Here is a 12,784-nt window from a genome sequence, read left to right as displayed (position 1 = left end):
CGCTCACTGCACAGCCTGCAAGGTTTCGGTGGACACTTTGGAAGTCACTGCCTTTTCCAGCGCATTGACTTCCGCCAGCATCCACGACTGGTAAGTAAAGCCGGGGGTTGGCATGGTCTCGTAGACGCCGACCACCGGAATACCATTTTTCCTGGCCAGATTGAGGAACGACTGTGTGAGCGCATCCGTGACTTGCTGGTTGTAGACGAACACCTTGACCTTGTGGTCCGTGAACAGGCTGTTCTGTTTCGTCACGTCCTGCGGAGAGGGATCGGTGCCGTTCATGATCGCCGCCTGCAGGCTGAAGGGTGTGGCGATATCGGTGCTGACCGCTTCGAGCATGTAGTTGGCGACCGGCTCCGTCACCGCGACAGGCGTTTTCGCGTAGTGCGCCTTGAACGATGCAATTGCAGCCAGCCAGGGCTTGAGTGATGCGTCGAACTTCTTCACGTTGGCTTGAAAGTAGGCTGCCTGCGCGGGGTTCAATGCGGAAAGGTCCGCTGCCACTGCCTTCGCAACCGCCGGCATGGTTTTCGGGTCGTACCAGAGATGCGGGTTCGGCGTGCTGTCGGGCAGGCCAAGCAGGTGTTGGGCGTCAATGACCTTGCGTTTGTTGTTGGGCGCGGCTGCGATGATCTTGTCGGCCCAGGCGTCGTATCCCACGCCGTTCTTGACGATCAGATCGGCGGAAGCAAGCTGCGCTGCCACCTTCGGGTTGACCTCGAACGTGTGTGGATCCGTATTGGGATCCGTTTCGATCGCGCTCACCTGAACGTACTTGCCGCCGATCTGGGCGATGACGTCGGCGTACTCGTTTTCGACACCGATGGCGTTGATTACGCCAGCCGCTGCTGATGCCGCCATGGCGCTTCCCTGATGCGCGGCAAGCAGTACCAATGCAGCCGCAAGGCTACCGATGGGCTTTAGTGCGGCGCGCCAAACAAACCGGTCTGGCTGTCCTGAACTCCAGGATGCGCGGTGCTGAACGGAGTTGCAAAGCCTGGCGGCGATTTTTCTCATTGGCGTTCCTGGCACGAAAAATAACAATCCGATAGGATTAGATACGTTATAACATAACACATGTGGTGTCCAGCGTTCCCAGCAGACAGACTGGCCGTCCCGGAGGGTGGCATCAGCGAAGCGGGCTGTCACCGCATGGGGGCATCTCGACCGTAACCATTTGCTCAGCGCCCGGGCACCTCGACGGGCGAACATGCTTGAGCGCGTGCCGCTCACAGGAGAATGCAATGCAAGATGCAACCGGCTTCCAGCGTATCCCGACGACCATCCTGACCGGCTTCCTCGGCGCCGGAAAAACGACCTTGCTCAACCGCATCCTGACCGAGCATCACGGCGGACGCGTTGCGGTCATCGAAAACGAGTTCGGCGAAGCGGGCATCGACAACGAATTGCTGGTGCAGGACGGTAACGAGCAGATTGTCGAAATGAACAATGGCTGTATCTGTTGTACGGTGCGTGGCGACCTGGTGCGCATTCTTTCGACGCTCGCCGCGCGACGGGAGACAGGAGAACTCGCGTTCGAGCGGGTCATCATCGAGACAACGGGACTTGCCGATCCGGCGCCCGTCGCGCAAACGTTCTTTGTTGACGATGTCGTGCAGGAGAAATACGTGCTCGACGCCATCGTGACGGTGGTCGACGCACGGCATGGCGGCGAGCAGCTCGACGAACATCACGAAGCGCAGGAGCAGGTCGGATTCGCGGACCGTATCCTCGTATCCAAGGTGGACCTCGTTGGCGAAGAGCAGGCGCAGCAACTGATGCGCCGGTTGCGGCAGATGAACCCGCGCGCGACGATCAGGCCGGCACATTTTGGCGAGACGGACCTGAAGCAACTGCTCGACATCCGCAGCTTCAGTCTGGATGCCATTGTCGACATCGAGCCCGATTTCCTTGAAGACGTTTCGCACGAGCATGACGACGATGTGACGTCCTTCGTCTACCGCGCTACTGCGCCTCTGGATCGGGACAAGCTCGAGGCGTTCTTCAGCGCCACGGTTGCGATCTATGGTGCCGCGATGCTGCGCTACAAGGGTGTGCTGAACCTGGCGGGTGTCGACCGTCGCGCAGTGTTCCAGGGCGTACATATGATTTTTGGCGCGGATATCGGTAAGTCCTGGGGCGCGAATGAAACGCGCGAAACCCGGATTGTTTTCATCGGCAAACAGTTGCCACATGATCTTTTCAAGGCGGGCCTCGACAACTGTATGGTTGGCGAAGTCCTGCAGAACTGACACGAAGGATCGCGCCTGCTTGCCGCGCACCCGCCTCGGCCAGCAGGCTGGCCGTGTCGATTCATGCGATCTTCTTCACCACGTTTGAGGCTCCACTTTTCCCATGCACAAGCTCCCCGTCACCGTACTGTCCGGCTTTCTCGGCGCGGGCAAGACCTCGCTCCTGAACCACGTCCTGAATAACCGCGAAGGCAAGCGGGTGGCCGTAATCGTGAACGATATGTCGGAAGTCAACATCGACGCTCAGCTGATTCGTGACGGCGGCAGCCAGCTCTCGCACATCGACGAAAAGCTCGTCGAAATGAGCAACGGTTGCATTTGCTGCACATTGCGCGAGGACCTGCTGATCGAGATCCAGCGGCTCGCGCGGGAGAAGCGCTTCGACTATCTGCTGATCGAATCCACGGGCATATCCGAGCCCTTGCCGGTGGCGGAAACCTTCACGTTTCGCGACGAACAAGGTCACAGCCTCTCGGATATCTCTCGCCTGGACACGATGGTGACGGTCGTCGACGCCTATAACTTTGTGCGCGACTACGGTTCCCATGACTTCCTGGCGGATCGCGGCGAAACGATGGGCGGGGAAGACCGCCGCACCGTGGTCGATCTGCTGACCGAGCAGATCGAGTTCTGCGACGTGATCGTGCTGAACAAGACGGACCTTGTGAGCGCAAGCGAGTTGGAGTTGCTCAAAGGCGTGCTGCGGGTGCTGAACGCCCGCGCGAAGATCGTCGAAAGCCGCTTTGGCCAGGTGCCGATCGGGCAGGTCCTCGATACCGGCCTGTTCGACTTCGAAGCCGCTGCGCAAGCGCCTGGGTGGCTCAAGGAGATGCGCGGCGAACACATTCCCGAAAGCGAACAATATGGCATCACCAGCTTCGTCTACCGCGCGCGCCGTCCGTTTCATCCGCAGCGTTTCTTCGACTGGATTCAGTGCGAATGGCCGGGCGTCGTGCGCTCAAAGGGGTACTTCTGGCTGGCCTCGCGCAACCATGCGGTCGGCGAATGGTCGCAAGCCGGCGCGGTCTCGCGTCACGGACGCGCCGGGACCTGGTGGGCGGCCGTGCCCAGGCACGCCTGGCCGCAGGAGCCCGAAGCACAGGCTATCATCCGAAGCCGCTGGCATGAGCGTTTCGGGGATCGTCAACAGGAGCTGGTCCTGATCGGCACCGGAATGGACGAGGCAGCCTTGCGCGCGTCCTTTGATGCCTGCCTGCTAAGCGAGGACGAACTGGCCCGTGATGAAGTCGAGTGGCACAAATTTACCGACCCGTTCCCTGAGTGGACGCAGTAAGGTGTGTCCACCCAGGCAGTAACCTGGCACCAGGCATACTCAATCGTATTGAGGTACTTCGCCTGCCTGGCGCCGGGCACTCAGGCGAGCTCAACCGGGCCGTGGTCGTCGCAATGATCGCCGTGCGGATGGTGCAGGTGGCCGTTGACCAGGTAGTCGACGTGATCGCCATGCGGTACCGCTTCGTGGCCGCATGCCGGCCCGTGGACATGTCCCGACTCATGACCGCCGCAGTTGGAAGTACATTGATCCGGATTTTTTGCGCTCACCTCCAGCCGGTGTTCGTCCACGTGATCGCCATGGGGATGGTGCAGGTGGCCATCGTGCAGATAGTCAGTGTGATCGCCATGCCTGATCGCAGTGTGTCCGCAGTTCGGACCATGCTGATGGTCATGATGGGCATGATGCGGTTCGTTGCAGGTGCTCATAGCAGTGCTCCTCGACTCACGTGATAGTGAACGCATGACGTGGGCTTCGCGGCGTGCCCCCAATGGGCAAGGGTTAATCCGGGCAGATGTTAAGCGATCCTCCTTACGCACGCCGAAGTCAACGCCCTTTGTTTCCGTCTAGATGATGCCATACCCCCCGATGAAGTAAACGCGTCTGTGCTTTAATTAACCGGCGCGGTGGGTTCGATAGCCGGAAAACATCGGGGCTTGCCTTGCAGGTCAGCCGCAAAACGCGTCATTCCTCCTTCGGTGACTCATCAAATTCGGACGGCGGATGCTCACACTCGTGTTCAGCCATGTCGCTGATGACAAGCTTTACGTGCTCGTCAGTTGCTACACAGAAAATCTGTTTTCCGCACCGATCGGCGCGCAGCACCCGGGCTGCTCGCAAAAGCCGCAGGTGATGGCTGACGAGCGTTTGCGCCAAGCCATATTTGGCCGCGATGTAGGAAACGCACATCGGCACGCGAAGGCATGCTGCAATTATTTTCAGGCGGGTCGGATCGGAACATCTCTACCAGTTCCGCGACCTGGTCGTCGGTCAACTCGGATGCCTGCATTTTTGCATTCCAAAGAGTCACGTCGCCAATAGATGACGCACCGCCGCATGCACGGAAATACCACGGTTGCCCGTCTCCTGCCAGGGGCCAGCGGGATATCGAAGTCGACCAATAGTTCTCGACACATTAACGTGGACGGCACCCAGGCGCGACGAAAAGGCTATGTACGAAGGGTCGAATTGGGCGATTAGCTATCCGCAACCGAGCGATGGCGGCTGCACCTTCAAGGTAGCCTTTCGATCGGAGCCAGGTCGAACGGCCGCGACGGGTTCGCGTAGCGTCGCTCGCAGCATCTGAAGCACGCGGCGCATATTCTTATCACACGATGCTGTGTCCGGCCAGAAGCAGCCGATCACGTCAGGAAAACGTATGCCTGCTTCTTCCTGGTGACCGGACGCCAAAGCGGCACGAGCCAATCGCAATGATCGCGCGCCTGGCGCGTCCCGGTGGGACGGTGACGCCCTATCGCGTATCGTGGATTCGCTTGCACGTGCCGTCCTCGCGCAAACAAAGTCCATCCATAAAGGCCGCTGCCCGAAAGGCGAAGCCGGGTCTAATGCAGTCAAATTCTTTCAATTCGCCTTCGTTCACCGGGGGAGAATTAGCATATCCCTCCACCCTATCTGGCATATACGCTCCTGCGGTATATCGGAGGTCATTCACGAGCCACACCATTCGTGAGAAACAGAAGCTTCTCAACCGGGTCCGCCGCATCAAGGGGCAAGTCGAAGCCATCGAGCGGGCGCTTGAGGAAGAGCGTGGATGCATCGACGTCCTGCAGCAGATAACCAGTTGTCGCGGCGCGATGAATGGCCTGCTGGCGGTAGTGCTCGAGGAGCATATCCGCACGCATCTCGTCGATGCCGAAATCCACAAAGAGCCGGCCGGCAGCGCGACTGACCAGCTCATCGAAGTCGTTCACAGCTATTTCAAGTAGAGCAGCACATGAGTGATTTCAAAGACTCGGCGTTCGGCGCAGGACACGACCACATCTTTCTGGGCGCGGCTCACGAGCAGAACGAGCGCAGGACCTGGGCGGTCATTGCGCTGTGCAGCGCGATGACGCTGATTGAAATCATCGGCGGCAATATGTTCGGCTCACTGGCGCTTGTTGCAGACGGTCTGCACATGTCGACGCACGCTGGAGCAATGCTGATTGCAGCCCTCGCGTACACATACGCGCGTAAGCATGCTGCCGACCCCCGCTTCGTTTTCGGTACTGGCAAGCTTGGCGATCTCGCGGGCTTCACGAGTGCCATCGTACTTGCCATGATCGCAGTGCTGATTGGGTACGAGGCTGTGTCGCGCTTTCTGCCGCCAGTATCGATTCATTTCGGCGAAGCGATTCCCATCGCGGTGGTAGGCCTGTTGGTCAACCTGCCGAGCGCGTGGCTGCTCGGCGACCATCACGGGCATGGTTACGAAGACGAGGCGCAGAAGATCTTCGCTCCGTCCGGTGTGTTTGCCGTTTCCATCTTCGAAGATGGCATCATGCGGTGCTCCAGCGCTTTAAGGGGTTGTCCCATGTCACGGTCGAGGTCCAGCCTGCTCAAGCGGTGGCGTGATCCACGATGCTACCGGCGCCACACACTTGTATGCCAGGAAACCTTGCGTTGAGCGTGCATAGGGATTCTGGTCGTAGCCGGTTATTGACCAGCTGAACGCGGTGGTATGCGTGGAACTTCGGGCGACGACAACAAGCGCTCCTCCGGGCGAATCTGGCCGGAATCTCCGACGTACGTCCGACTCTATCTGTTGAAAACACCGTGGGTGCGCGGGCTCGTTCGCGGCCTCTTCAGCACCGTCGCGGGCGCCTGTCGTCAGGTCTCGTCGGCCAATTGACGCAGATCGTGCACAAATGCGTCGACCGGATCGTCGTTCGCACCGATCAGGCGCGCGCGCCCTTTCGCATCGAATATGTAGATCGCCGAGCTATGGGTTACCTCGTATCCACCGTTCGCGCGGGGCTTGTCAGCCTGGTACGCGACGCGATAGCGTTGCGCGAGCGCCTTGATCGCGCTGTCGGAACCGGTCAGGCCGACGTCGTGCTTTGCGTCAAACGCATCGACATACGCATGCATCACTGCGGGCGTGTCCCGCGCCGGGTCGACACTCACGAACAGGACCTTCACATGCTGTGCGGCGCCGCCCAGTTGATGCGTCACCTGGGCCAGTTTGGCCAGCGTCTCCGGGCATACGTCCGGGCAATGCGTGTAGCCGAAGTAGACGAGTGTGACATCACCTGCCAGGTTCGCCTGGCTAATCTGCTTGCCGGCGTCGGAGGTCAGCGCGAAATCCAGATCGGGCAAATGCCCCTGGACGTCCGTGAGCTTCCACGGCTCTTCATGGTGGCAGGCGGCAAGTGAAACAGAGAGCGTTGCGCCGACAACGAGACGCACACAGCGATCAAAGAATGGGGGCATGGATTGGTGCGGCATTGCCGTCGCAAAGATCAGGATTGGGAAGTACAGTCTATTGCGGAGAGCTTTCATTCGTCTGCCCGCGTAGTGCCTCATCCGCTTTACAACTCTCAACGACAAGGCTCCATTCGAGGGCCGTTGCGCCACAGGCCGCGTCACCCGAGCGCGCCAAAATGTCGCGCGTAAGGCGGGAAGCGAAGAGGGAATGCTTAAGGCTTCACCGGGTCGTCGATGTAGATCAGCGTCTTCAGGTGCGTCCAGCTCAATTCTCTCCGCACTGCGGAGACCATCGCTTCGTCGGCAAAAACCTCCGCAAGACGCATGCAGTGGCGCAACTGCTTGTCGCTCCAACCGCGCCCGTATTCGGCGGTAAGCTGACGCGCCAACGATCCGATCACCTGTTGCCCGTACTCCGCGCGGGCGCCCCGCAATACCTCTGCCTCAATACGATGCCCCACCTGCCAGTACAGCAGTGTCAGTTCTGCATTGATCGCAACCGCGGCCCGTTCGCGCGCCGAATCGATCAGCAGTCGGACTTCGTCAAGCAAGGAGGAAGGCGTAAGGTCGTTCATACTTTCATGCTCAGGTGTGCGGCTACCGCCGCGTTAAAACTGCCCGCGGACGGCCCAATCTGTCTTCAAACCCGTCACCGGGGCTTGCGCCGGCGAGCGTCCGAATTGTCTCCGCAGTGCGGAGACAATTACGGATACCTGTTCGGCCTCGCGGCCGTCTCCTCGCCCGGGCGAACCGTCCGCCCCCGGGTCGCATCTCGCGAATGATTGCAGGACGACTGCCCGATGTGACCATTCGCGGCCTCGCTCACCGATCAACGGTGCTGCACTTTCCGTGTCGCCATGTAGGTGTCGAACAGGCCCGCATGCAGCCGGCTGAGCTCCTGGCGCAGCCCGATGAGTTCATGCTGGTCGCCTTCGTGCTCCCGGCGCCGGATCTCTCCGAGCAGGGCCGTCGCGCGCGATGCCGCCTGGTCACGCTGCACGCGCACCTCACCTAACCTGCCGGCGAGCGCCGGCTTCACCAACAGTAGCCATGCCGGGAACCACAAATAGTCGTCGACCTCGCCGGTGCCAGGGAATTCGGCATCGAAGCGCCGGCGCAGCGCGTCCAGCGAAGCATCACCCAAGGTGGGCAACAACGCCACGAACCTCGCCGGCGCCAGCCACGCCAGCTGCGCGAGCAGCGGCCACGCCGCATCCAGGCCGGCCGCCCGGTAGCGTGCCTCGGTCATCCACGCAAGCGGTGCCGGGATGCGCGACCAGGACTCAATGGCTTCGACTGCTTCAATCGCAGCCGCCCCGTCGCCCGCCAAAAGCCACAGCGGCACGGCGTGACTGTCTGCGTCGGCGGTACGAAACGGTAGCGATTCGGCCCGCTGGGCAAGCGCTCGCCAGCACGGCGTGAGCCACGACTGAACATTCTGCGCGGGCAGCACCCGCCGGGCGGCAGGTACGACCTCGTCCTCGAGATGCCGGCGTGCGCTGGCCAGCGTCTCGTGATCAGAAAAGGGCGTGGGCGATCCGCGTTCCAGCTCACGAACCAGCACGCTCATCGCTGGGAGCGCGCCATCGTCCGGATATTCGCCGGCGAGCAGCTCCAGTGCCGTTCGCGCCGCCACCGCATCGCGCCGCTGCAGCGGCTCCAGCACGTCGTTACGCAACATGACATCACGGCTGTCGGCGAAAATGTCGAGCTGCTGAATGGTGGGCTGCTGCATGTTCATCCCGCTCAGAAGAGCTGATCGTGAAGAGCGGCCAGATTAGCCCACTTCACCGTGCTGCGGAAGGTGCTTCCGTCTTCGTGCACCGACTCGATGATCGCGCGCTGGCCGCTCGCTTCGGCGATCACGCGCACGGTCCGCTCGCCATGGCGCAACAGCGCGCCGATCGGCGGACAGACCGGGGCCTTCCGTCTCTTGCGCGGGCGGGTTCTATTTTCCATCCCTCTTTCCCCGCTTGCGGTGCACTACGGTCTTGCTGGCTGGCGCGGGCGTGACGCGCGGCGCGCGTGAAGGGCGTGTCGCCACCGGGCGCGCCGGGTGGAGGCGGACTTCGCACGGGCTGGACGGGCGTCGCGTGTATCCGCCTGCCGCAGTGCCGCCAGCTGTTGCTGCAGCGTGACGTTCGTGGCCAGCACGGCATCGAGCCGTCCCTGCAGCACGCCCGCCTGGTGACGCACGTCCCCGAGCTGCGCCTGCAGCGCCTCGACCGCCCGGTGATGGTCCGCCCCGCGACTGTCGGCCCGCTTCACCGCGGCATCGAGGTCCTTCCGCAGCTTCGCGGCCGCACCCCGCTCGCGGTCGATCTCCAGCAGCGCGCGCTTTTCCGATGCTCGCAGGCGCTCTTCGGCGCGTTCCGCGCTCTCGCGCAGCTTCTCGAGATCCCGCGAGAAACCTTCGCGCACCTTGTCCAGTTCACGGTCGCGCACGAGCGCCTCGGCCTTGAGCCGGACGACCTCGGCCTCGCACGCCTGCCGCGCCGCGTGGCCCTCGGTCTGCGCCTTTTCCAGTTCGCGCACCTCGACCTGCGCGGCAAGGAGCGTCGCCGTGCGCTGTTCGAGCGCGGTCTCGACGCGACCCAGTTCGTCGCGGGCAGCAACGACCGACCGTTGCGCCTCGACCTCGTCGCGCAGCGCGTCGAGCGCGGCTTCGGCAGAGGCGGTTGCGCGGGTCCAGAGCGCCGCGACCAGTTCGCCGGCAGCCGGCCCCAGATCGGCGGGCAGGTCGGGGTGTTCGATGCGCACCCGGCTCTTTTCGCGCAGTTCGGCCCAGAATTCACCGAGCACCTGGGTCGGCGTGCTCATGCTGCCGCGCTTCACCAGTTGGTAAAGCCGGTTCGCGGTCGGCGTGATCCCGAAGCGGAAGAACAGTAGCGCGCAGACTTCGCGGTACAGCTCGCGGGTCTTCGGGAATTCGCCTTTCAGGCGGTCGATTTCAGCCGAGAGGCGGGTTTCGTCGGGCAGGACGCCCCTCGATGCGCTTGAACTGTCCGCCGATCTCGACGGCCGCGATGGCAGCAACCGGGCGCGCGGGCATTCACAGATCGCCGCCCACGACGACCTGAATGCGGTCCGCGCATGGCTCGCGCGGGTCGCCGACAAAAAGGCCACCTTCGAGAATTACCGCAAGGAAGCCGAACGGCTGCTGCTATGGGCGATCGTGCAACTGGGCAAGCCGCTGTCGTGGCTCACGCACGAAGACCTGCAACTCTTCCGGCAATTCCTGAAAGACCCGTTGCCGCACGCGCGCTGGGTCGCCGACGGCGGGCGCAAATACCCGCGCCATGATCCGCGCTGGCGGCCGTTCTACAGGACGCTCCGGCCGAGTAGCCAGTACCAGGCGATGGTGATCATCAACGCGCTGTTCGCGTGGCTCGTCGAAGCCGGCTATCCGGCTGGCAATCCGCCCCGTAGTCGCTGACTGTCACCACGCAGTTGCCTGAATGCAGGGCTATGTCACAGTTCGAAGAGTGTCTTGCGAACACACAACTTTGCCTCCCGGCTCCAATAAAAAACCCCCTCCAGAGAGGGGGCGATGAACCGCTCGCGAACCGTGCTTTTCGTATCGGATCAACGCGCCATCAATTTCCCCACAATGAGACTTGCGAGGATCTCTGCGAGCCTTGCCGTCACACCAGCTTGATCGATGTCGGGTCTGCTGTCAGATAGCCGACCGACGCGCCGAAGCGATCCCTGTAATTCACGCGCACAAGCGGATCGAGCGTGTCCCTGAGCGCCTGCGTATGCTGGCTGCCCCAGTCGCCGGCATGCTGGAAGTTGCTCATGATGTAGGTCCAGCCGTTGAGTTCGTCGACCGCATGCAGACCGGTCGATTCGGCGCCGGCGGGTGTCGACAGCAGACGCGTGAGCTGCTTCGTGTCGACGTTGTACGCCCACAGGAAATTGTTCACGTGGTAGCCGCTGTCCTCGCCGATAAAGAGCGTGCGCAGCTTCTCCGAGAATTTCAGGTTGTCCGGGTTGGCGACCAACTCCGGGTCGGCCTTGTTGCCGAGCGCGTCGGCGGCGATGTCCTTGCCGACCAGCAGCGCGCTGGTGTGCACCGGCACCCACTCGCTGTTGATCGCGGCACCCTGGTTATCCTTCTGGCCGCCCGCGAGCTTGTGCTGAAGCACGCCGCCGGCGTTGATCGCGGCGTCGACGGAAATGTTGCTCTCCGCGTTCCAGCCCTTCGCGTTGCCCTTCACCATCGAGTCGACGATGTTCTGCAAAGCGGAGTACGCGATCTTGTCCTTGATGTTGACCGTCGTCCCTTCCATCTTCGTGAAGCCCATGCTGCCGCCCGCCAGGTAAGCGTAGCGATGGGTTTCGAGGAAAGCCGCAACCTTCTCCTTGCCCGGCATGATCCTGACCCACTGCGCGGTGCCGCCGGCGAAGATCTTCCGGTAGTTAGCGTCGGCAGGATCGGTCCACTTGACGTCGATGACGTCCTGCGGCCGATTCGACTTCGCCATGGCCTCGACTTCCGCGCTCGTCGCGTGACCCAGCCTGATCCACGTCAGGTCCGCGCCCGCCGCGGCCGGATCGACCGAGAAGCCCGCGCCCACTTTCGCCACATACAACGTGCCGGCCGACAGGTCCTTCTCGTTGTCCGCCACGAACATGAAGAGGCCGCTGTTGGTCGCGTCGTCGCCCATCAGGACCGTGCGGTTGTCCGGCATCACCTGCACCAGTTCGTGCGAAATGCGCCCGAGGCAATAGTGCTTTTTGACCGAGCCGGTGCCATCCGCCTTGACCGTGATTTCCGGCAGATGACCATAGAGATACGGGTTGAAAGCAATGTTCGTGTTGCCGTACAGGTTATCGTTGAACGCCTTGTACTGCGCCAGATTGCTCGAGCTGGCCGTGAACGCATCCGGCTCGTATTCCTCGCTCGACAGATGCGTGTTCCACGGCGACAGGCTCGCGCCGCAGGTGATCCACAGTCCATTCGCGGGCGACGTGTCGACGTTGTGATACTTGACGAGCGTCAACTTGCCGGTGGCCGGATCCTGATCCAGCGTCAGCACCGCGATCGGCGACGGGAGGCGGCCATACATGTCACTGCCGGACTGCGAGCGCGTCGTGTATTCGAACTGGACCACAGCGAACACCGTGTTGCCCTTTACGCCGGCGACCTTCGCGCCATCGATCTTCAGCAGCGACGTACCGTCCGGCGAGTCCGAAAAGAACTGGCGCCGTTGCGCGGGCACCGAATCGTCGTCGATCGGCTGGTTGTTGATGTCGAAGTACCCGCCTGCCAGCACGGTGCCGCCGTTGCCGTCCGGGACCAGATCGCCGGTCATGAAGAACGGCTGGTACGCGAGTTTGTAAGCCTTTTGGGAGCCGTCGGAATACGAAACCGTCAGGCCTGAGCCGACCGTGGTGGTTGCCATCAGCGACGGATTGGCGAGCGACGGCGCCGGCATGCTGGTGAAAGACGCCGAAGTGAAGTTCGCGACCGGGGTGGCAGGCGTAGTAGGCGTGGCGGAATTGGCCGACGGAGTCGCCAGATCGCCGCCGCAAGCGGTCAGCATCGACGCCGTGGCGATGCCGCCTAGCGGCAGCATCGGCGCACCGGCAAGTAGTTTCAGGGCCTTGCGGCGGGAAATGTCGAACGGCTCTGCCATGTTGTCGTGATCCAGGGTTCGGGTAGCGTGGGTGAATGCACAGCCGGCACGCAGTCAGCCCGAAACCACATGGTTCACGCTCGCGCCGCTATGACGCGAGGATTCTATGAAGTTAATATGAAAGTATATTGACAGGTTTTAGTAATTTTTGAATCAACCTGGTCAGC

12 protein-coding genes and 2 pseudogenes are annotated in these 12,784 nt (G+C 61.9%); 5 read left to right on the top strand and 9 right to left on the bottom strand.

What is annotated here, in order from left to right; all coding sequences use genetic code 11:
* Positions 1 to 3: 3 nt before the first annotated feature.
* Positions 4 to 1,020, bottom strand: coding sequence for a metal ABC transporter solute-binding protein, Zn/Mn family (locus tag HDG34_RS06860; protein ID WP_260321058.1), 1,017 nt, complete (start codon positions 1,018 to 1,020; stop codon positions 4 to 6).
* A gap of 227 nt (positions 1,021 to 1,247) precedes the next feature.
* On the opposite strand from HDG34_RS06860, the gene HDG34_RS06855 reads away from it, so the two are divergent.
* Both HDG34_RS06855 and zigA read left to right on the top strand, forming a co-directional pair.
* Entirely contained in the window at positions 1,248 to 2,255 is a 1,008-nt protein-coding gene (locus HDG34_RS06855; RefSeq protein ID WP_184059200.1) for a GTP-binding protein, read from the top strand.
* A 103-nt stretch (positions 2,256 to 2,358) separates the two neighbouring features.
* Positions 2,359 to 3,549, top strand: coding sequence for a zinc metallochaperone GTPase ZigA (gene zigA / locus HDG34_RS06850; protein ID WP_184058676.1), 1,191 nt, complete (start codon positions 2,359 to 2,361; stop codon positions 3,547 to 3,549).
* Positions 3,550 to 3,629: 80 nt separating this feature from the next.
* Here zigA and HDG34_RS06845 read toward each other — a convergent pair whose 3' ends face one another.
* Both HDG34_RS06845 and HDG34_RS06840 read right to left on the bottom strand, forming a co-directional pair.
* Positions 3,630 to 3,977 (bottom strand): hypothetical protein, encoded by a 348-nt coding sequence (locus tag HDG34_RS06845; RefSeq protein ID WP_090811191.1) that lies wholly within the window; start codon positions 3,975 to 3,977, stop codon positions 3,630 to 3,632.
* Positions 3,978 to 4,233: 256 nt separating this feature from the next.
* Positions 4,234 to 4,458 carry a helix-turn-helix transcriptional regulator gene (locus HDG34_RS06840; RefSeq protein ID WP_260321057.1) on the bottom strand — a complete coding sequence of 75 codons (225 nt, stop codon included), beginning with the start codon at positions 4,456 to 4,458 and terminating at the stop codon, positions 4,234 to 4,236.
* Positions 4,459 to 5,186: 728 nt separating this feature from the next.
* On the opposite strand from HDG34_RS06840, the gene HDG34_RS06835 reads away from it, so the two are divergent.
* Positions 5,187 to 5,495, top strand: coding sequence for a metal/formaldehyde-sensitive transcriptional repressor (locus tag HDG34_RS06835; protein WP_184059198.1), 309 nt, complete (start codon positions 5,187 to 5,189; stop codon positions 5,493 to 5,495).
* A gap of 8 nt (positions 5,496 to 5,503) precedes the next feature.
* Positions 5,504 to 6,049, top strand: a pseudogene (gene dmeF / locus HDG34_RS06830) (CDF family Co(II)/Ni(II) efflux transporter DmeF); the annotation flags it as partial.
* A 329-nt stretch (positions 6,050 to 6,378) separates the two neighbouring features.
* Here the strand turns inward: dmeF and HDG34_RS06825 are convergent.
* The 5 genes from HDG34_RS06825 to HDG34_RS06805 form a co-directional block, all read right to left on the bottom strand.
* On the bottom strand, positions 6,379 to 6,981 hold the full coding sequence (locus HDG34_RS06825) for an SCO family protein (RefSeq protein WP_184058674.1): 603 nt from the start codon (positions 6,979 to 6,981) through the stop codon (positions 6,379 to 6,381).
* A gap of 206 nt (positions 6,982 to 7,187) precedes the next feature.
* The gene (locus HDG34_RS06820) at positions 7,188 to 7,550 is read right to left on the bottom strand and encodes a DUF1016 N-terminal domain-containing protein (RefSeq protein ID WP_184058672.1); all 363 of its coding nucleotides are present in this window, start codon (positions 7,548 to 7,550) and stop codon (positions 7,188 to 7,190) included.
* A 254-nt stretch (positions 7,551 to 7,804) separates the two neighbouring features.
* On the bottom strand, positions 7,805 to 8,710 hold the full coding sequence (locus tag HDG34_RS06815; RefSeq protein ID WP_260321056.1) for a hypothetical protein: 906 nt from the start codon (positions 8,708 to 8,710) through the stop codon (positions 7,805 to 7,807).
* A gap of 11 nt (positions 8,711 to 8,721) precedes the next feature.
* The gene (locus HDG34_RS06810; RefSeq protein WP_184059275.1) at positions 8,722 to 8,934 is read right to left on the bottom strand and encodes a hypothetical protein; all 213 of its coding nucleotides are present in this window, start codon (positions 8,932 to 8,934) and stop codon (positions 8,722 to 8,724) included.
* 24 nt (positions 8,935 to 8,958) lie between these two features.
* Positions 8,959 to 10,092, bottom strand: coding sequence for a DNA-binding protein (locus HDG34_RS06805; RefSeq protein WP_409259256.1), 1,134 nt, complete (start codon positions 10,090 to 10,092; stop codon positions 8,959 to 8,961).
* Between HDG34_RS06805 and HDG34_RS06800 the strand changes: the two are divergent.
* Positions 9,977 to 10,396: pseudogene (locus HDG34_RS06800) on the top strand (integrase); the annotation flags it as partial. The gene HDG34_RS06805 and the pseudogene HDG34_RS06800 sit on opposite strands and share 116 nt — an antisense overlap.
* Positions 10,397 to 10,619: 223 nt before the next feature.
* Here HDG34_RS06800 and HDG34_RS06795 read toward each other — a convergent pair.
* On the bottom strand, positions 10,620 to 12,617 hold the full coding sequence (locus HDG34_RS06795; RefSeq protein ID WP_184058668.1) for a PhoX family phosphatase: 1,998 nt from the start codon (positions 12,615 to 12,617) through the stop codon (positions 10,620 to 10,622).
* Positions 12,618 to 12,784 lie beyond the last annotated feature (167 nt).

Source organism: Paraburkholderia sp. HC6.4b (assembly GCF_014200875.1).
GTDB lineage: Bacteria > Pseudomonadota > Gammaproteobacteria > Burkholderiales > Burkholderiaceae > Paraburkholderia > Paraburkholderia tuberum.
The sequence above is the reverse complement of the archived record's forward strand: the minus strand, read 5'-3'. Positions and strand labels throughout refer to the sequence as shown.

Excerpts from the sequence above, each read along its gene's own strand:
- HDG34_RS06860 (WP_260321058.1), bottom strand. The coding sequence starts at position 1,020 with ATGAGAAAAATCGCCGCCAGGCTTTGCAACTCCGTTCAGCACCGCGCA.
- zigA (WP_184058676.1), top strand. The coding sequence starts at position 2,359 with ATGCACAAGCTCCCCGTCACCGTACTGTCCGGCTTTCTCGGCGCGGGC.
- HDG34_RS06815 (WP_260321056.1), bottom strand. The coding sequence starts at position 8,710 with ATGCAGCAGCCCACCATTCAGCAGCTCGACATTTTCGCCGACAGCCGT.
- HDG34_RS06795 (WP_184058668.1), bottom strand. The coding sequence starts at position 12,617 with ATGGCAGAGCCGTTCGACATTTCCCGCCGCAAGGCCCTGAAACTACTT.
- HDG34_RS06840 (WP_260321057.1), bottom strand. The coding sequence starts at position 4,458 with ATGTGCGTTTCCTACATCGCGGCCAAATATGGCTTGGCGCAAACGCTC.
- HDG34_RS06810 (WP_184059275.1), bottom strand. The coding sequence starts at position 8,934 with ATGGAAAATAGAACCCGCCCGCGCAAGAGACGGAAGGCCCCGGTCTGT.
- HDG34_RS06855 (WP_184059200.1), top strand. The coding sequence starts at position 1,248 with ATGCAAGATGCAACCGGCTTCCAGCGTATCCCGACGACCATCCTGACC.
- HDG34_RS06845 (WP_090811191.1), bottom strand. The coding sequence starts at position 3,977 with ATGAGCACCTGCAACGAACCGCATCATGCCCATCATGACCATCAGCAT.
- HDG34_RS06825 (WP_184058674.1), bottom strand. The coding sequence starts at position 6,981 with ATGCCCCCATTCTTTGATCGCTGTGTGCGTCTCGTTGTCGGCGCAACG.
- HDG34_RS06820 (WP_184058672.1), bottom strand. The coding sequence starts at position 7,550 with ATGAACGACCTTACGCCTTCCTCCTTGCTTGACGAAGTCCGACTGCTG.